The 16,857-nt window shown below is 60.0% G+C and carries 14 protein-coding genes and 5 pseudogenes; 14 read left to right on the top strand and 5 right to left on the bottom strand.

Annotation, left to right across the window (positions count from 1 at the left end; genetic code table 11):
- The first annotated feature begins 758 nt into the window (after positions 1–758).
- Positions 759–1,142 (top strand): IS66-like element accessory protein TnpA, encoded by a 384-nt coding sequence (gene tnpA, locus KPB06_RS02875; RefSeq protein ID WP_275920337.1) that lies wholly within the window; start codon positions 759–761, stop codon positions 1,140–1,142.
- Positions 1,130–1,333, top strand: coding sequence for an IS66 family insertion sequence element accessory protein TnpB (gene tnpB / locus KPB06_RS02870; protein ID WP_275920336.1), 204 nt, complete (start codon positions 1,130–1,132; stop codon positions 1,331–1,333). The genes tnpA and tnpB (KPB06_RS02870) overlap by 13 nt, the downstream gene beginning before the upstream one ends.
- On the opposite strand, the gene KPB06_RS02865 is transcribed toward tnpB (KPB06_RS02870), so the two are convergent.
- Both KPB06_RS02865 and tnpC (KPB06_RS02860) read right to left on the bottom strand, forming a co-directional pair.
- Positions 1,328–1,771 (bottom strand): GNAT family N-acetyltransferase, encoded by a 444-nt coding sequence (locus KPB06_RS02865; protein WP_275920335.1) that lies wholly within the window; start codon positions 1,769–1,771, stop codon positions 1,328–1,330. The two genes, tnpB (KPB06_RS02870) and KPB06_RS02865, sit on opposite strands and share 6 nt — an antisense overlap.
- Positions 1,743–2,728 (bottom strand): annotated as a pseudogene (tnpC, locus tag KPB06_RS02860) (IS66 family transposase); the annotation flags it as partial. The gene KPB06_RS02865 and the pseudogene tnpC (KPB06_RS02860), both read right to left, overlap by 29 nt.
- A gap of 82 nt (positions 2,729–2,810) precedes the next feature.
- On the opposite strand from tnpC (KPB06_RS02860), the pseudogene KPB06_RS02855 reads away from it, so the two are divergent.
- From KPB06_RS02855 to KPB06_RS34535, 4 genes and pseudogenes are all read left to right on the top strand, one after another.
- Positions 2,811–3,313, top strand: a pseudogene (locus tag KPB06_RS02855) (transposase).
- Positions 3,289–3,639, top strand: a complete 351-nt coding sequence (gene tnpB, locus KPB06_RS02850; RefSeq protein ID WP_275920334.1) for an IS66 family insertion sequence element accessory protein TnpB — start codon at positions 3,289–3,291, stop codon at positions 3,637–3,639. The pseudogene KPB06_RS02855 and the gene tnpB (KPB06_RS02850) overlap by 25 nt, the downstream one beginning before the upstream one ends.
- Before the next feature lie 31 nt (positions 3,640–3,670).
- A pseudogene (gene tnpC / locus KPB06_RS34540) lies at positions 3,671–4,645 on the top strand (IS66 family transposase); the annotation flags it as partial.
- On the top strand, positions 4,605–5,435 hold the full coding sequence (locus tag KPB06_RS34535) for an NAD-dependent epimerase/dehydratase family protein (RefSeq protein ID WP_420831923.1): 831 nt from the start codon (positions 4,605–4,607) through the stop codon (positions 5,433–5,435). The pseudogene tnpC (KPB06_RS34540) and the gene KPB06_RS34535, both read left to right, overlap by 41 nt.
- 409 nt (positions 5,436–5,844) lie before the next feature.
- Here KPB06_RS34535 and KPB06_RS02840 read toward each other — a convergent pair whose 3' ends face one another.
- Entirely contained in the window at positions 5,845–6,417 is a 573-nt protein-coding gene (locus KPB06_RS02840) for a TetR/AcrR family transcriptional regulator (RefSeq protein ID WP_275920332.1), read from the bottom strand.
- Positions 6,418–6,499: 82 nt separating this feature from the next.
- Between KPB06_RS02840 and KPB06_RS02835 the strand changes: the two genes are divergently transcribed.
- The 3 genes from KPB06_RS02835 (at position 6,500) to KPB06_RS02825 (ending at position 9,673) form a co-directional block, all read left to right on the top strand.
- Positions 6,500–7,471, top strand: coding sequence for an alpha/beta hydrolase (locus KPB06_RS02835; RefSeq protein ID WP_275920331.1), 972 nt, complete (start codon positions 6,500–6,502; stop codon positions 7,469–7,471).
- Positions 7,458–8,327, top strand: a complete 870-nt coding sequence (locus KPB06_RS02830; RefSeq protein WP_275920330.1) for an SDR family NAD(P)-dependent oxidoreductase — start codon at positions 7,458–7,460, stop codon at positions 8,325–8,327. Before KPB06_RS02835 ends, KPB06_RS02830 begins: the two co-directional genes overlap by 14 nt.
- A 210-nt stretch (positions 8,328–8,537) precedes the next feature.
- Positions 8,538–9,673 (top strand): IS3 family transposase gene (locus KPB06_RS02825; RefSeq protein ID WP_275920329.1). Its coding sequence is split into 2 segments (ribosomal slippage): positions 8,538–8,802 and positions 8,802–9,673, totalling 1,137 coding nucleotides; the frame shifts between segments, so codons are not numbered across the junction.
- 208 nt (positions 9,674–9,881) lie between these two features.
- On the opposite strand, the pseudogene KPB06_RS02820 reads toward KPB06_RS02825, so the two are convergent.
- A pseudogene (locus tag KPB06_RS02820) lies at positions 9,882–9,998 on the bottom strand (IS3 family transposase); the annotation flags it as partial.
- 127 nt (positions 9,999–10,125) lie between these two features.
- Here KPB06_RS02820 and KPB06_RS02815 point away from each other — a divergent pair.
- Positions 10,126–10,218, top strand: a pseudogene (locus KPB06_RS02815) (oxidoreductase); the annotation flags it as partial.
- A 27-nt stretch (positions 10,219–10,245) separates the two neighbouring features.
- Here the strand turns inward: KPB06_RS02815 and KPB06_RS02810 are convergent.
- Complete coding sequence (locus KPB06_RS02810) at positions 10,246–11,628, bottom strand: replication initiation protein (RefSeq protein WP_275920328.1); 1,383 nt, start codon at positions 11,626–11,628, stop codon at positions 10,246–10,248.
- Positions 11,629–12,409: 781 nt separating this feature from the next.
- Between KPB06_RS02810 and KPB06_RS02805 the strand changes: the two genes are divergently transcribed.
- The 4 genes from KPB06_RS02805 (at position 12,410) to KPB06_RS02790 (ending at position 16,581) form a co-directional block, all read left to right on the top strand.
- Positions 12,410–13,618 (top strand): ParA family protein, encoded by a 1,209-nt coding sequence (locus KPB06_RS02805; RefSeq protein WP_175810155.1) that lies wholly within the window; start codon positions 12,410–12,412, stop codon positions 13,616–13,618.
- Entirely contained in the window at positions 13,615–14,583 is a 969-nt protein-coding gene (locus KPB06_RS02800; RefSeq protein ID WP_275920327.1) for a ParB/RepB/Spo0J family partition protein, read from the top strand. Before KPB06_RS02805 ends, KPB06_RS02800 begins: the two co-directional genes overlap by 4 nt.
- A gap of 1,348 nt (positions 14,584–15,931) precedes the next feature.
- Positions 15,932–16,174, top strand: coding sequence for an antitoxin (locus KPB06_RS02795; protein WP_175810152.1), 243 nt, complete (start codon positions 15,932–15,934; stop codon positions 16,172–16,174).
- Positions 16,171–16,581, top strand: a complete 411-nt coding sequence (locus tag KPB06_RS02790; protein WP_275920326.1) for a type II toxin-antitoxin system VapC family toxin — start codon at positions 16,171–16,173, stop codon at positions 16,579–16,581. The genes KPB06_RS02795 and KPB06_RS02790 overlap by 4 nt, the downstream gene beginning before the upstream one ends.
- Positions 16,582–16,857: the final 276 nt, after the last annotated feature.

Below are 16,857 nucleotides of genomic sequence, written 5' to 3'. Positions count from 1 at the left end.
CAACCATGGGTTGTCCAGCATTTTTATGTCTGAATTCGGCTTGCGCGAGCTAAAGGATTTAGTAATTTACAGAGATGAAAATATGCGCCATTTTGGATCGGATATTAAATTTCACAATTATATTCTTTCAAAATCCCTTCTCTAAAATTATTGTTTTACAACAAGACCATCTGCAAGTCGCGGGTAGATTACCCACCCGATGGTGGTACAAAATAAAAGTGCCACCGTTTGCGAAGCAAAAGTGTCACTTCGACGCCCCGCACCGACGGTAAGCAGCAAAACCGTCGTGAATTCATGACGTTGTGCGCCGCAAATTAAAAGCGTCACCGACCTTGGCGTCGCGAAGCCAGTTGTCAACTCCGCATCGTCCTGTTTGCGCGAGCGCGGTCGAGGGCACGCGTTGCTCCGATTGTGAGTTTCGACTCGTAATCGTGCCGTCGTGATAAGCGCGCTTATCTCGCTAGTCCATCCATCCTCGATGTCAGGATCTACGCGGGGCGGCCAATGTCGGTTCTGGAAGGACACGAAAGGCTCTGAACGACCCAGTTCGGTCGATCAGCCAGGCGCCAAGCCTAAGGCTGCTTTCAGGATGATAACGGTCATACCCGCAGGCGAGGTTGGCGGACAAGTAACCAGCCTGCTTGCCTCGTCGACACTCGCAGCAAATTGCCGCATGAAGGTAAGCGGCCGGGCAACCCGTCTTGAGTTGGGGTAAAGCTCTTGGGAGTATCGTGTCCACCTAACGAATAAGCGGACACGTGAACACTATCGAATCGGAAGCACTCCCCGAGCGTCGTCGCCGGCAACGGTACAGCGAGGAGTTCAAGGCGCAGGTGGTAGCTGCGTGCCAGGGAATCGGCGTATCGGTTGCTGCGGTCGCGCTGGAACACCGGCTCAACGCGAATCTGCTGCGGCGCTGGATCGATCAGGCGGAGGGGCGACTTCCCAAGAGACCGCTGGGTCGTCCACCGGCCACGCCACCGTCGCTGACAGCCTTTGTGTCGGTGCCAGTGGGAGCGCCGAGTCCGCACTCGGCAGAGATCCGCGTCGAGGTGCGCCGCGGAGATCAGTCGATCACGGTCAGTTGGCCCGTGTCCCAAGCCGCCCAGTGTGCCGCCTGGCTGCGCGAGTGGATACGGTGATCCGCGTCGACGAGATCTGGCTGGCGACCGATCCGCTGGACATGCGTGCCGGTTTCGACACGGCCTTGGCGCGCGTGGTCAAGGTATTCGGTGCCGCGCACCCACACCATGCTTATCTGTTCGCCAATCGCCGCGCCAACCGCATGAAGGTCCTGATCCGTAAGCGGTCAGGTAATGACGCCCCTCTATGAATGGAGCTTCTTGGAGAGTCGCTGGCCGTCCCTCAAGAAACCATGCCGCTCGTAGAAGTGATGAGCAGCCGGTCGGTGGTCGCCGCTCGTCACTTCCAACTTTACACATCCGACCTGCCTAAACCAGTGTTCTGCAGCGTCAATTAGTCCGCTACCAACTCCGCTTCCCCGATATCGTTCGTCGACGACCATGCTAGTTATGCGTCCGAGATTGCCCGCCGCGTGGAACAGAGGTAGTGCGTGGAGGCTGATACTACCGATGACTTGTTCTCGCACGGATGCCACAATGATTTTGTCCACCGGACTCGGAAGAACCGCTTCAATCTTCTCGAGGATTAGCGCCGGAGTTGTCTGGTAGCCTAGTTGCTGCAGCAAGAGTGCGATTGTTGCGTGATCCGATAATTGCGATTCACGGATGAGAATGTCCGATGACTTCATCACGTACAGTGCTCCAAGGTAAAAGATCTTCGTAGTCGCTGAGAGTTGTTGCCTTCGGTAATGCCCTAAACAGCGAGACCAGATAGCGATACGGCTCGACGCCGTTCGCTTTGCAGGTCTCGACGAGGGAGTACAGGTTGGCACTGGCCTGCGCGCCGACGACCGTATCGGAGAACAGCCAGCCCTTGCGGCCGACGACGAACGGCCGGATCGCGTTCTCGCATAGATTGTTCGAGATCGGCCAGTCGCCGTTCTCGACGTAGCGGACCAGCTTGGGCCACTGTCCGCTCATGTACTGCAGTGCCTTGCCGAGCAGACTCGACGGCACGATGGTGGGCAGATGCTCGCCAGCATGCGATCGATGAGGGCGAGCACGCGGGCGCTGTATCGCGCACGCAGGCGCTGCCGACGTTCAGGCTTCCACTTCGCGGTGCGCGCCTCGGCCTCGAACAGCTTGCCAATCAGCACGACGAAGCGCGTGGTTAGCAGATCCGGCGAGCGTGCTGCCTTCGGCACCGACTCCTCGGCCTTGATGAAGCCGCGGCGCACGTGCGCCCAGCACCCGAGATGCACAAGCTGGTGATCGTGGGCGATTCCATTGTAGAGCTCGTATCCGTCAGTCATCAGCACGGTGCCAGGCTGCACGCCAGCATAGAGCTTCTGCGCATGCTGGGCGCCGCGCCCCGGCGAGTACGAGAACATCCGCACAGGTGGCCCCGACCCGTTGACCTGAGCCCACAGGTAACTCTTCGCCTGCGGCCTGCGTCCTGGCTCCTTCAGCACTTGAAACGTTGTCTCGTCGCCGTAGATCAGGCTCGATTCGAGCAGCGCGTCGCGCATCAGATTGATCACCGGTTGCGTGGCGAGCCCCACTCGGACCACGCTGGCGGCCAGCGTGTTCGACGAGATGTCGCCGCCGAAGCGACGCAGCAGCGTGGCCTGGCGATACAGCGTAAGCCGTCAATCAACGACGCCCTACCAATGGTAGGCAGAAGGTCAGAAGCTAAGTGTCCGCGTGGACACATGCATTCAGACCGTGATGACAGAGAAACAGGACCTTCGAAGCAGACTGGTGGTCGGCCGCCGACGGGATGGCCGACGGGAATTTGATGAGGCGGCCGTCCAAGAGCTGGTCGAGCTTTGCCTGAAGCCGGGCGTGTCGATTGCCCGAATGGCCATGGATCACGACGTCAACCCGAACCAGTTGCGTCGCTGGATTTCGCGCTATCAGCAGCATACGCTGCAAACGCCAACTAGACCGGACCGCTGGTGATAGACGGCGTATCGATCGACATCCCGGGTTCGGCGCGTCGTGTTCCGGTGAGTGAAGCGCAGGCATTTGTCCCTGTCGTCACCGCGCCATCGACAGTGCCCGCCGTTTCCCCTGTCCTGCCACCGGACACGTCGTTGATGGCGCTCTCGTTACATGTGCGCCTGTCGAATGGTGTCGAATTTGATCTTGGCGAGGCGAGCGTCGATGAGCTGGCCACGGTGATCCAGATGCTCGGGAAGCTGCCGTGTTCCGGTTCGACGAAGGGTTGAAGGTCTACCTGCATCGCGATCCGGTCGACTTCCGCATGGGCATTAACGGGCTGTCGATCCTGGTCGAACAGACGATGCGCCTGAACCCAATGACCTCGGCGCTGTTCGTCTTCGGCAACCGCCGTCGTGATCGAGTCAAGATCCTCGGCTGGGGCGGCAACGGATTCTGGTTGCTTCTCAAGCGACTCGAAGCCCACCGCTTCGTCTGGCCGAACGGTGGCGACACGATCACGCTCAGCACCGAGCAGTTGCACTGGCTGCTCGACGGCATCGACCTGGCCGTGATCCAGAAGCATCCCCAGCGATATTACGCGCGGATGAGCTGAACACCACGCAGGTGGCATGGTCCAATCGGTCATGCAGAACAACCCCGTCATGTTGAGCGCCGAGGAGTACGAGGCGCTGATTGCCGCGAGCGCCGAACGCGATGCGCTGCGCGGTGAGCTTCGGCCCGTGACGGCTCAGCGCGATCTGGCCGAAGAGAAGCTGCGGGCCTACAAGCACGAACTGCTCGGCGCATCGAGCGAAGCGCGCCATGCCGATCAGCTCGGCCTGTTCAACGAAGCCGAGGCACTTGCGACGGCTACCGACGCGCCCGCGCGCGAGGACGTGCCCGGCACATCGGTCGCCGCCCACACGCGAGGCAAGCGCGGGCGCAAACCCTTCGATCCGAACCTGCCGCGCGAGGTGGTGCGGCACGAGTTGCCCGAGTCCGAACGGTTCTCCGCGCATGATGGCCATGCTCTCGTCGAGATCGGCGTGGAAACGAGCGAACAGCTCGACGTGATTCCCGAGCAAGTGCGCGTCGTTCAGCACCAACGGGTCAAATACGCGTGCCCATGCTGCGATCTCGGCATCAAGGTCACGCCGGCGCCGACACGCATCATTCCGCGCGGGCTGCTCACGGAATCCGCGCTGGCGTGGATCATCACCGGCAAGTACCAGTACGGCATGCCGCTGTATCGTCAGGCCACACTGCTGCGTCGCTTCGACGGTGACATCTCGTCGAATACGCTGGCCGCCAGCGTGGTGTGGGTAGGTCTGGCCACGCAGCCGGTGATCAACCTGATGCGCGACGCGCTGCTCGAATCGGACCTGATCTACGGCGACGAGACAACGTTACAGGTGCTGAAAGAACCGGGACGAAGACCGCCGGCGAAGAGCTACCTATGGGCGCAGGTCAACGGCTCAGGACCGCCTGTACGGATGTTCTCCTACTCGCCCGGGCGCGGTGCTCAACATGCGCAGAAGCTGTATGGCGGCGTACAGCCCGGCACTGCGCTGATGACGGATGGCTACGAACTCTATAACGGCATCGCCCACGATCGTCGTCGGCCGGAAGGGCTGGCTGTTCTCCGATACGGTCGGCGGGGCGCAGGCCACGGTGCGCAGCTGGCTGCGGCAGACCGATGCTGTCGAGCCAAAGTATCCGGAAGCTGGCATCGACTGCCGTGCGCTCGTGCGCGCCGGCAAAGCCGGTCCGTCAGGCGTTACGACGGTCGAGGGCGATATCCTCGATCCTTCCTCGCTGGTCGAGGCCGTGAAAGGCGTGGAAGCTATCATCCATCTTGCCGCCGTCCTGCGCACGCCGAAGCCCGAAGATATCTGGACAGTCAACCTCGACGGCACCCGCAATCTGATTGCGGCCGTCAGGGAACACGCGGCCCATGCCCGGTTCATCATGGCGAGCACCGGTCTGGTCTACAACGACGAGAGCCCCAAGGCTTCACAGGAAACAGACCCCGTCGCACCGAAACGCGACTACCCCGCCAGCAAGGTCGCAGCCGAAAAGCTGCTACGCGACAGCGGCTTGAACTGGTCGATATTACGCTTCGGCTTTGTTTATGGCGACGCGGATGGCCATATCGGGCAGATCCCTCATATTGCACAATTGTTGAAACTGCACCCGGCCAATCGCCTGAGCATGATCCATCACTGTGACATCGCAACCTTCGTAAAAATGGGTCTCGGTGGCGTCCTGGACGGTCGCGTCGTCAACACGGTGGACGATGCTCCGATGACTATCTTCGATTTGAGCGTGATGGCCGGAAGGCCATGGAGCCGAGCGCCGAGCCGCTTAACCATCCCTGGTCCGGCGTTCTGGACGGATCGCTGGCGCTAAGCTTGGGCTTTAGGCCCGAAGTGGCGACGACCTGGCAAGCTGCGCGTGAAGGTATGCTCTGACGTCTCGTCAGGAGGAGACCTTCCCGGTTCCAATCGGGTCGCACCGGACTGGAAAACCGGCTACTACGACAATCTTTTCAGCACGATTCTTGTGTCGTTATAAACTGGCATGCATCATGCGCCTCCTAGACGAAAATAAAGTCGTCACCGGTCCCGGCGTTGCGAAGACAGGTGTCAACTCGCCCGGGACACACTTGCACCGCCCGCAGTCGCGGTCACGCGTTCCGCGAAGCCCGAGTTTGACCGGGCAGTCATGCTGACCAATTGCTTGGAAGGCCGCCTGACGACAGACCGGTTGTGAGCTGCTTAAAGTTTTTGCAGGTGCCGAGTTGTCCGGGCTCAACGCGTCAATCGCCCCGCCTCCTGATACCGCCGATCAACAATGAGATCGCGGTACCCAATAGATCGCCGATGTGATCGACATCCAGCCGAAGGCTATCGGGGCGCCACATCAGGCTGATAACGCCATTCATCATTGCCCACAGCGCCGTCGACGCGTGTTCCGGCTCGACGTCTGCATCCACCCACCGTTCGTCGATACCTCGGCTGATCAATGCGGCCAATTTGGCGTTTTGCTGTCTGATCAGGGCAGCAATGCGCGCGAGCGCCTCCGGCTCATTCGGTGGTTCGACCAGGATACGGAACTGGTGCGGGCGCTCCTTGGCGAACCGCGCATAAGCAGCCGCCACGCAACGCAGTTTCGTCTCGACATCGCCATCGGACGCATAGGCTGCGTCCATGTACTCGCGGTTTTCTTCCAACGCGCGCTCCGCCACCGCAATGAGCAACGCGGAACGGCCACCGACACGGTTATAGAGCGTCTGCACCGCGACATCCGCTCGGGTCGCCACCGCCTCAGGCGTGACCGCGTCCAGTCCGCCGTCCATCAGCAAAGTCTCGGCGGCCTGCAGGATCGCCAAGCGGGTCGCGGCAGCCCGACGCTGAGTTCTCGATTCCATACGGGGGTTTACCTCACTAGATGGATCGCATTACAAAGTTAGAATGCATTACAACATTGGATCGAACTCTATTCTCGCACACCTTGGGGGACACATGACCGGGCGAAAAAGTGTCGAGTTCGCAGCAGGCAGCCGCGGAGAACATTGCCGTGGCTGGCTGTACGAGCCTCGCGGGACGGGCCCGTTTCCCGTCATCGTGATGGCGCACGGACTGGGCGGAATCAAGGAAATGCGGCTCGACGCCTATGCGCAACGCTTTTGCGCGGACGGCTATGCGTGCCTCGTGTTCGACTATCGACATTTCGGCGCGAGCGACGGCTCCCCGCGCCAATTGCTCGATATCGCTCGTCAACTGGAAGACTGGTCGGGTGCGATCGCTTTTGCACGCGGGAACAGCAATCTCCGTCCGGATCAGGTGGTCCTGTGGGGAACATCCTTCGGCGGCGGTCACGTGATTCTCTCTGCGGCACGCGACCGGACGATTGCCGGGGCCATCGCGCAATGCCCGTTCACGGACGGGGTCGCGTCGTTGTTCGCGTTGAACTGGCGTAGCGCGCTCAAGGTTACCGCGCTGGCTCTATGCGATGTCATGCTGTCCCTCGTCGGCCGGGCGCCGGTGATGGTGCCGACGGCGGGTCGACCTGGTTCTGCCGCGTTGATGACCGCACCGGATGCCCTGGATGGCTATCTCGCGCTCGTACCTGACGGTACTGCATTTCGCAATCAGGTCGCGGCACGCTTCGGCCTGAACATCGTTCGGCACCGCCCGGGTCGCAAAGCAGGCGACATTTCCTGTCCGATTCTGTTTTGCGTGTGCGAAGCCGATTCCGTCGCTCCGGCGGGGCCGACGAAACGGTATGCCAGGCGCGCGCCCAAAGGGGAAGTGCGCGTGTATCGGGCCGGCCACTTCGACATCTATGTGGGCAAGGACTTCGAACAGGTGGTCGCCGACCAACTGGCGTTTCTCCACCGCCACGTTCCAACGAAGCAAGGAGACGCACATGTCGACTTATAAGCTGGCGAACAAGGTGGTGGCCATTACCGGTTCCACCGGAGGTCTGGGATCGGCCTTGGCCGAAGCGCTGCACGCACGGGGCGCGCGCCTCGCCCTTTTCGATCTGGAGGCAGACAGGCTCACGGCGCAAACTCGCAGCTTCGGCCACCCTTCCGACGTTCTTGGCTGGACCGCCGACGTCCGCGACTTCGAAAGCCTGGAAGCCGCAATGGCCCATGCGGCGCATCACTTTGGTCAAATCGATGTGGTCATCGCAAACGCGGGCATTGACACCATGGCCCCAATGGCCACCCTCGACCCGGCCGCGTTTGATCGTGTCATCGACATCAACCTCAACGGCGTGTGGCGTACGTTCCGGGCCGGCTTGCCATTCGTCCAACAACAGCGCGGGTACATGCTGGCGATTTCGTCAATGGCCGCGTTTGTGCATTCGCCGCTACAGGCGTCCTATACGGCCAGCAAGGCGGGCGTCTGGGCGATGTGCGACAGCATCCGTCTGGAGCTTCGTCATCTGGGTATCGGCGTCGGCAGCGCGCATCCGACGTTCTTCCCGACACCCCTGATGGACGATGTCGTTGCCGATCCTGCCGGCCGGGCATTGTGGGGAGGCAACGATCGAGGCTTCTGGAAGATGATCCCGCGCGAGCAGGTCGTGCGGGACATCGTGGCAGGCATCGAGCGCCGCGCGGACATGATCGTCGTACCCAAGATCAACACAATCGTGGCCAAGGCACCTGGCTTCTTCAGGCGCTTCGTCGAACGCGCCGGCTTTCGCGGCGAGGACATTGAACGCGCCATCAGTCTCGCGTCGGCAACTGGCTGGAACGATTCGGCCGCGCACGCTCCGGCGAAATGAATGGCAATCGGTGGCCGTGGCAACCGATCGGCTTCGCATGATCAGCGGAGCCGATGGCCCGGCATCCATCGCCCCGTGTTTGCGCGGCAATGGAAATCCAATAGCAGAGGAGCAGGACAAAGAGAGGTGGCCGCGCAAATTCGGACAGGCGGATAAGTGGGGCGGCCGGGGCCTTGAGCCAGCGATAATGCTGGCAAAGGAACCGGAAAGATGACGAAGAGAACCCGACGGACGCACTCAGCGGCGTTCAAAGCGAAGGTGGCGCTGGCAGCGGTCAAAGGCGAACGGACACTGGCCGAACTGGCACAGCAGTTCGATGTGCATCCGAACCAGATCACGGAATGGAAACGGCAGTTGCAGGAACGCGCGGCCGACGTGTTCGGTACGGCCGGGGCGTCGTCGAGCGAGCCTCCGGTTGACCTGAAGGCGCTGCATGCCAAGATCGGTCAGTTGGCCCTGGAGAACGATTTTTTAGAAGGCGCGCTCACCAAGGCGGGCTTGCTGAGCGCAAAGCGATGATCGACCGTACGCATGCGCTGCCGGTTTCGCAGCAAGCGCGGCTGGTCGGCATCGCAAGATCGAGCGCGTATTACCGGCCACGGCCGATGAGCGAAGCAGATCAGCTGCTGATGCGACGGATCGACGAACTGCACATGGAGTTTCCGTTTGCCGGCGCGCGGATGCTGGCGCGACTGCTGCGTCGCGAGGGACACGAGATCGGCCGCCGGCGCGTGCGTACGCTGATGAAGCGCATGGGCATCGAGGCGCTGTACTGCAAGCCGAACACGAGCCGAGGCAACGCGCAGCACAAAATCTGGCCGTACTTGCTGCGCGGCATGAAGATCGAGCGGGCCAACCAGGCGTGGGCACTCGACACGACCTACATTCCGATGGCGCGCGGTTTCGTGTACCTGACGGCGGAGGTGGACTGGGCGAGTCGCAAGATCCTTGCGCATCGCGTGGCGATCACGCTGGAAGCCGTGCATGCCGTTGAGGCACTTGAAGAAGCGTTCGCCCGCTACGGGCTGCCGGACATCGTGAACACCGATCAGGGCAGTCAGTTCACGGCGGGCGCGTTCACCGAGACCGTGCTGGGTCGAGGCATCCGTCTGTCGATGGACGGCAAGGGTGCCTGGCGCGACAACGTGTTCGTGGAGCGCGTCTGGCGCAGCATCAAGTACGAAGAAGTCTATTTGCGGGCCTATGAGTCGGTCAGCCATGCCCGGCGCGCCATCGGCGAATACATCGATCTGTACAACCGGAAACGGCCTCACTCGAACCTGGCCGACCGCACGCCGGATGAGGCATACTTCGCGACGCTGCCTGCGATCAAATTGGCAGCATGATTGCCTCGGACGTTCCACTTAAAAATCTCAGAACACTGTCCGAACGAGTGAGGCCACCTCTAAGTGGCTTACGATCTTCAGGGAAAAGTCGTGCTTATCACGGGTGCTGCAGGCGGCATTGGTGCCGCGACTGCGGGTGAGTTGCATGCATGTGCAACCTCGGACGTAATTTCCCCAGAAGGGGAGGCAGCTCTTTTCTTGGACTGATTTACGTCGTTATGCCCAGGCTTTCACGGTACTCGATGGGGCTGAGGTAGCCAATGGAGCCCTTGATCCGCTTCTCGTTGTACCAGCAAACGTAGGCGTTCAGTACCTCGACGATCTGCCTGCCTGAAGCGTGGTCGCCAATGTGCTGACGTCGCGCGCGATGTGCAGCTCCAGATCATGTGCCTGACGGATATTGATGGGTGCGCCTGCCTGCTCCCAGACCCGTACAGACTACCGGGACGACAATGACGATGACAGGAAATCCAACGATCGCCCTCGTAGGGCCTGGGGCAATCGGCACGACCGTGGCAGCAGCCCTTCATGAGGTCGGCGAGTCTTCTGTTGACTTCCCCTACTCCACGTTCTTACCCGACGTTCGAGCGGACCGAGCGCGTCTGCATGAAAACGTAGAGCGAGAACGCTGCTCGCAGGGTTTCATATTGCGAAAATGATGCGTCATTCAAGTCGGCCATCGGGTCGATACTCAATCGACGCATCGTCAGCTTTGCAGCCGGCGAACGTTTGTAGTTGCGACGCCATTCCTCTCGTTGCTGCGGCGACGCGGCCTGATATGCATCCCAGCCCTGCCGAACCTCATCGCTTATCCGCTCCTGCGCACTCACCTCGTGCGCCACGGCCTGCAGTGCCACACGGTTTTGAGCTTGTGTCTTTGCTGCGGCCTCCTGTTGCTCACGCTCGATGAGGGACTGCTGAACCTGCACCATCTCGCGCTCAGCATCGGACACTACCCAACCTTCTTTGAGAGCCTTCATAAAGAAGCCCGCCGGACTCTTCGTCACCTTGCCCATTTTCAAGCTGAAACGGGTGCGGTCGATGGCTTGCTCAAGACGTTCATCGGTGTAGGTGTCTCGGTCGCCAACGATCTGATTGAATTGCGCTGTCGAAAGGCCAAACTCCTGCTTTAAGGTTTGATAGATCTCCTTGGCGTGCTCGTGCGTATGCAGCACCCGCTCGGCGAGATCTTTGCGGCTAATTCGAAATCGAAGACTGCCAATCTTTCGCGAGCCCGGTACGTTCCGCGTTTCGTATGCCAGAGAGAGGTCAGAAACCTCGTTGATCTGTTGCACTGCCGGCTCAAGCCAGTCCCGTTTAAAGTACTTGAACACCTGCGCATTCGCGCCCATCTCGCCTTGCCATCCACGCAGTTCGTCAAGCGGGATCCAATCGGTCTGCCCTTCGTCCGCGCGCGGAAGCAGATGGTCGTACAAGACGCGTGCGTACGACAAGGTGAACATCGAGGTGATCCGCAGACTCAACCAGTGCGACTGGCCCTTCCCTCGGATAATCCCAATGAGATCGGGCGGTACACGGAATTGAAAGCGGCCGCCCTGGTAGGAGATTCTGCCGATCAGTTGTGTCGAGCCGAAGGGCCGCTCATCGTCAGCGTCTGTCGGCCCTGTCGCTTGAATAAGAGCCTTTTGCGCTTCTGTGATCACTTGCTGGAGGTGAGTGTTGTTGCGGCTTGAGTAGCGCATGAGCCATTTGAAGTAGTCCAACTCCACGTCGTAAAGATCACGGGGTCGATCGTCGTAAGCGACAATGAAGTAAGCTGCGTCGATCAAGCGGCGGGCGGCCACTCCAAGGTCGACGATACGAATGAGGACGTTATCGCGCGAAAAACCAATGTCGGAGCGAGCGCTGTCGACCGGCAGCCCCTCGGCCGACGCATCGTCGAAAAGGGCAAGCGCCAGCTGCTGAGACGTTGCCAATTGCCCTCTTTCCGCCATGCCGTTTCTCCACCCTCACGCTGCATTTGCCATGTTGGAGCGTAAGGTACCGACGACAAAGTGACGTGTCAACACACACAACCTCACCTTTCGCAAGAAGGGCTCACAAATTTGCGCACCTTTGAGCCCATTCCCCTCACCATCCCGCCCAAGAACCTCACCATATCAGCCAATTCCTCTCACTCTGCTGTGGATTTCCCCTCACCTTGCATCTCAATTCACAGCGCCGTCAGCACACAACCCCTCACCTTGCCGATCTAAGACATTGATTTATCAGTGTTTTTCTATCGCTGTTTGTGGTCGGTAGGTTTTCTTTTGTTTACAACAACAACCAACTTTGCCGAAGTGATACAAAAAAGACGCCAGACTCCGGGGGCTCCAGCATGTGCTCGAAAAGGCCCGCGCAAGCTGTTGTCCCGAAGATTCCGGGCTCGCAGGACGCGTTCGAGGGTGAGGTGGATTGTGTAGGTGTGTGAGCGGCGAAAAATTACCCCCCGCATAGTCCGACTAAGGTGAGGGAAATTGTGCGCAGTGGCGAGAAGCCCAGGGCCACGCACCACTGGGCTGCCCCACAATCCACCTCACCTTACGGGTGAAAAAGCCTGCCGGGCAAGGCAATGTCGAGGCTGCCTAGAAAAAATCGGATCTGGACGCGAATTACATAGTCATTCTTCGGTCTAGCGAGTATTCTACGGTTCGTGTCGAAAAAGTGCAGAACCGTATAAATCTCCAGTGAGTGTGAAAAAAAAACCTCACCGTTGAACTCAGGAGGAAGCATCCAATGAAAATGAGCGAGTTGCCCGCAGTCGAGCGGCAGGTGAAGCTATCTCAGCTTGGCGAGTTCGCGAAGCGATTGTCCGTGATGACGGACGAGCTTCGTGAGGACATCTTGGCTCCGCGGCCCCGCAAGACTCCGCCGGTATTTACGATCGGCGAGTTGAGCGAGATGTGTGGACTTGATCGCCAGAAGATCAACTACATGGCGACGAAGGAAGGCGGTGAATTACCGCCTGGCGAAGCGCACGGTTCGGGCCGTGCCCGCATCTTTACGCTGGCTGAGGCACGCACATGGGTACAGAAGGCTTCGAACATCTATCAGACCGCGCTCGTCACTGGCGAGGGCAAGCATCGCGGCCGAGTCCTGATTACGGCGAACTTCAAGGGAGGTTCGACGAAGACGACAATAACGATGTGCGAGGCGCAGGCCCTTAGCTTGCGTGGTCGCCGTGTCCTCGTCATTGACCTCGACCCGCAGGCTTCCCTCTCAGAACTTTGCGGGTTGTATGCGGAGAAGGATGTGACGTGGGAAGACACCGTGCTTCCGTTTATCTACGATCCTTCTATCGAGGGTGGGCTCGCGGCGAAGGTCCAATCCACCTACTGGGATGGGATCGATGTCATTCCCGCGCACAACTATCTGCATGATGCGGAATTCCACCTTCCGACAGCACAGAAGGAAAATCCCCAGTACGAATTCTGGTCGGTACTTCGTCGCGGTATCGAGCCTCTTCGTTCGGAGTACGACTACATCATCCTCGACACCGCTCCGTCCCTGTCCTATTTGACACTGAACGGGCTTATGGCTGCCGACGCGATGGTCATGCCTTTGGTTCCTGAAAGCTTAGACTTCATCTCTTCGGTGTCTTTTTGGTCGCTGTTTTCCGAAATTGCAGCCGGTTTTGTCGACCATGAGCTCGACAAGACTTATGACTTCATTTCGGTATTGCTATCGAAGGTGGACTACGGCGCTGTGTCGTCTGCGCCGGCGGTTCGGGTGTGGGCTCAGCGAGCCTACGGCGATTGGCTTTCGGCAACCGAAATCCCCGCTAGCTCAGTGATGAGCAATGGCGCACTTGCCCTCTCGACGGTCTTCGATCTATCGAGATCGGACGGCGTCGCGAAGACTTTAGCACGGGTGAAACAACCGTTGATGGACCACTGTAAATGGATCGACGATCAGTCGGTCGCGCGCTGGAGGGCGGAGGCGTGAGTAATCTGCGAGAACGAATGATGAGCAAGACGGCGGGTCTGCGTGCGGCCAAGGACATTGAGCTCACAGCGCAACCGGAGAAGCCTGCTACCCCAAGGACCGCTCCTGGTATGGCTGGCGCGCTGGCGACAGCGCAGGCCAGAATCTTGGAGCTTGAGCGGAGCACTGCTTCTCACGAATTGCCCGTCGCGGACATCGTGCCTAATCCGTGGCAGCCTCGCAGGGTCTTCAACGAGGCGAAGCTTGCCGAACTCGCGGAATCAATCCGTGAGTCGGGTTTGATTGAACCAATTGTTCTCCGTAAGGTGGCGTCGGGCTATCAAATCGTGGCCGGCGAGCGGCGTTGGCGTGCACACAAGATGATCGGGAAAGAAGCGATCAAGGCGGTTGTCGCCGACGTCTCGGACGGAGATATGGCGGTGCTCGCCTTGGTCGAAAACGTTGTTCGTGACGGGCTGACTGACTATGAGATTGCTCGCTCGATCCGAAGTACAGAGAAGGAGTTTCCGAACCGAAAGAGGATGGCGGAGGCGCTCGGGATCTCTCGCTCGGAGCTCTATCGGTATTTGGCTTTCAGCGATTTGCCCGAATTCGTTATCAAGGATCTCGATCTTCAGCCTCGCCTCCTCGGCGCCCATGCGGCCGAGGATGTTGTTGCGGCGCTTCGAAACCGTGAAAGCCGAGCTTTTGAGATTGCCGCGGAGCTATGGGTAAAGGTCGTGGCTGGCGAGCTCGATCAGACGAAGCTTGCGAAAGAAATCAAACTCGCGATCGAGAATGACGGTAAGGCGAGCGCCGTGAGCGACCGCAAGATCGAGAAGATTTTTGCCGGAAAGAGCCAGGCTGGGTCAATTACCCGGGACGGGGGGAGCTTTACGGTGAAGATCAAGGCGGGGATGCTGACGGCAGAAAAGGAAGAGAAAATCCGGGCGCTTATTTCACAGCTGTTTTCCGAGCGAGACTGAGCCCCTGATCCAAGCTCGCAGCTCGAGGATTTTTTACTATCCGTCCCGTGTCCCCAATGGGGACACGGCCGCCGCGAGCGTAATCCGATGCCACACGTTTCTCAGGGGGTGTCCCCACTGGGGACAGCCAGCTTCGAACCGATCGCTGTAGTGTCTGGAACACCTAGGCGTCGATTCGAATGTTCTGTCACGCCTTTCATTCAAACCGAAGGCGGCTTGCTTTAACTTGCGGTGCGGTAGTTCGGGTCCCTCGGGACGTCGAGAAGTGAAGGTTGCAGGACTATCTGATTGAGCACGAGTTCAGCCAACTCCTTCGCAGGCTGGACGTCAGGAATGTCCGTGTTCCCCGCGTGCGACAAATTCGATCGCACGGTGTAGAGATCAGGCGCCTTCTTCTTGAGGGCTTGCGTGGTCGCGACGTCGAGCCTCTTTGGCAATTGCCGCCCGGCCTACCAAATCGCTGGCCGCCTTGCCCTGCGAAATCATCTGGAGATTCACCACCGCATCGGCCAACCCTGATCAGCGACGACAATGGAATCCTGCAGGCGGCCGTCGATCCACCGAGTTGCAGTCCATGCCGCGGCCACTGCCTCGCAAGCCAGTTGAGAAGGGGGAGGTACGTCAGGAAGCGACAGCGCTCCTCCGAATCATCATTCCCACTGACGTACCGTTCGACGGCGGCGAGCAAGCGAGGGTCTTCAACCGCCGGACAATCGCCCGGCCAAGCCTCCCATCCAATCCTACCGTGCTGATCGACTTCTCTGACCTCAACGGAGCCGGTACGTATTCGGCTGCGATGAAGGTCGGCATTGGGCCGTTGTAAGTCACCTGCCTAGCGACGCTCAGGTCGGCCCACCGCCCGATCCTGAACGATGCGGTAATGCGCAAGGGCAAAACTGGCACCCTCACGCAGAACTCGTTGCACCGCGGCTCGGCTTCGACTCGAGGCATCGGATCGAAAAGAAGCCCACTGATGAACGGCCGCGTGTGGTTGCGGAGAGGGCTCAAGGGTATGTAATAAGACATCGTTCCTAGTGCGGTGACTGGCTCAGGGGAGGCTGCGGCACATGCTCCTATGCGCGTCCAAGAAGGTGGCCACGGCGCGGTTCTAGCGGGATATTGAGTCAATCCAGAGGCTGGCTGTTGTCGGGGCACACTTCTGACACAGAAAGTCCCATAGGTGGTCGAAGGGATCTTCTTTAACGTCAGAGCACAACGGTTTCAGTAATCAGTAACAGGCTCGCGCACCATAGCCCTGCCGGTAGTGGCGAGCTTGCGGCAGCTGTTTGCGAATTCAATTCAGGTTGTATATGCTGTGGCATATGCAAGCCGACTAGGGATCACTACCATGCCAACTCATGACACCCGCCATGCGCGCCTGTTTCGTAACGGGCGCAGCCAGGCCGTGCGGATCCCGCGCGAATTCGAGCTGCTGGTCTCTGAGGTCACCATCCACCGGGAAGGCCGGCGCCTGATTATCGAGCCGGTGGAAGCCGCGCCCTTGCGTGAGCTGTTCGCCCAATGGACCCCGTTAGACGAGACCTTTCCGGACATCGAGGACCTCCCGCCCGAACCGGTTGACATCGAATGACGCTGTATCTGCTCGATACCAACATTCTGTCGAACGTGATCCGCGACCCGCGCGGCGCATGCGCCACCCGGATCGGGGAAACGCCGCCCGAACAAGTGTGCACCTCGATTATCGTGGCCGCGGAGTTGCGGTTCGGCGTCTGGAAGCGCGGCTCGTCGACGCTCGCGCAACGCGTCGAGCAGCTGCTCGCGAGCCTGACCGTGTTGCCGCTGCAGCCCGACGCGGACCGGTGCTACGGGCGGTTGCGGGCCGAGCTCGAGAAGCAAGGCCAGCTGATCGGCGCCAACGACATGCTGATCGCCGCGCATGCGTTGGCGGTCGACGCCGTGCTGGTCACCGACAACACGGCGGAATTCACCCGTGTCGCCGGGCTGCCAGTCGAAAACTGGCTGCGGCCGGCGACGTAACACGGCGTGGCGGCCGCCGGCGGCACGTCGATGGGAGCCACCGACGCACGACAGTGCGCCTGAGAACAGAATAGGAGCGGGGATGAACGGATTCGGCGGTGCTGCGATTTTTGCCTTTTAATTGACTGTCGGGTGGGTCGCGCTCGGCTGGCCGCAGCTCGCGGCGGTAACGCTTGCCGCGTGCGTCCCGGCGCGAGCCCTGAGCGCCGGCCAACGAGAGGGCGCATCAGGTTTGCCGATCGCGGCCCTGCGATAGGTGGGCGTGGCGAAGGAGAG

Origin of the sequence: Burkholderia semiarida (assembly GCF_029268935.1) — a bacterium.
In the GTDB taxonomy this organism is placed as follows: Bacteria; Pseudomonadota; Gammaproteobacteria; order Burkholderiales; family Burkholderiaceae; genus Burkholderia; species Burkholderia semiarida.
This window is presented reverse-complemented; position numbering and strand designations above follow the sequence as displayed.

Excerpts from the sequence above, each read along its gene's own strand:
- KPB06_RS02865 (WP_275920335.1), bottom strand. The coding sequence starts at position 1,771 with ATGAAGTCATCGGACATTCTCATCCGTGAATCGCAATTATCGGATCAC.
- KPB06_RS34535 (WP_420831923.1), top strand. The coding sequence starts at position 4,605 with ATGGCTACGAACTCTATAACGGCATCGCCCACGATCGTCGTCGGCCGG.
- KPB06_RS02835 (WP_275920331.1), top strand. The coding sequence starts at position 6,500 with ATGCATTACAACATTGGATCGAACTCTATTCTCGCACACCTTGGGGGA.
- KPB06_RS02830 (WP_275920330.1), top strand. The coding sequence starts at position 7,458 with ATGTCGACTTATAAGCTGGCGAACAAGGTGGTGGCCATTACCGGTTCC.
- KPB06_RS02810 (WP_275920328.1), bottom strand. The coding sequence starts at position 11,628 with ATGGCGGAAAGAGGGCAATTGGCAACGTCTCAGCAGCTGGCGCTTGCC.
- KPB06_RS02805 (WP_175810155.1), top strand. The coding sequence starts at position 12,410 with ATGAAAATGAGCGAGTTGCCCGCAGTCGAGCGGCAGGTGAAGCTATCT.
- KPB06_RS02795 (WP_175810152.1), top strand. The coding sequence starts at position 15,932 with ATGCCAACTCATGACACCCGCCATGCGCGCCTGTTTCGTAACGGGCGC.
- KPB06_RS02790 (WP_275920326.1), top strand. The coding sequence starts at position 16,171 with ATGACGCTGTATCTGCTCGATACCAACATTCTGTCGAACGTGATCCGC.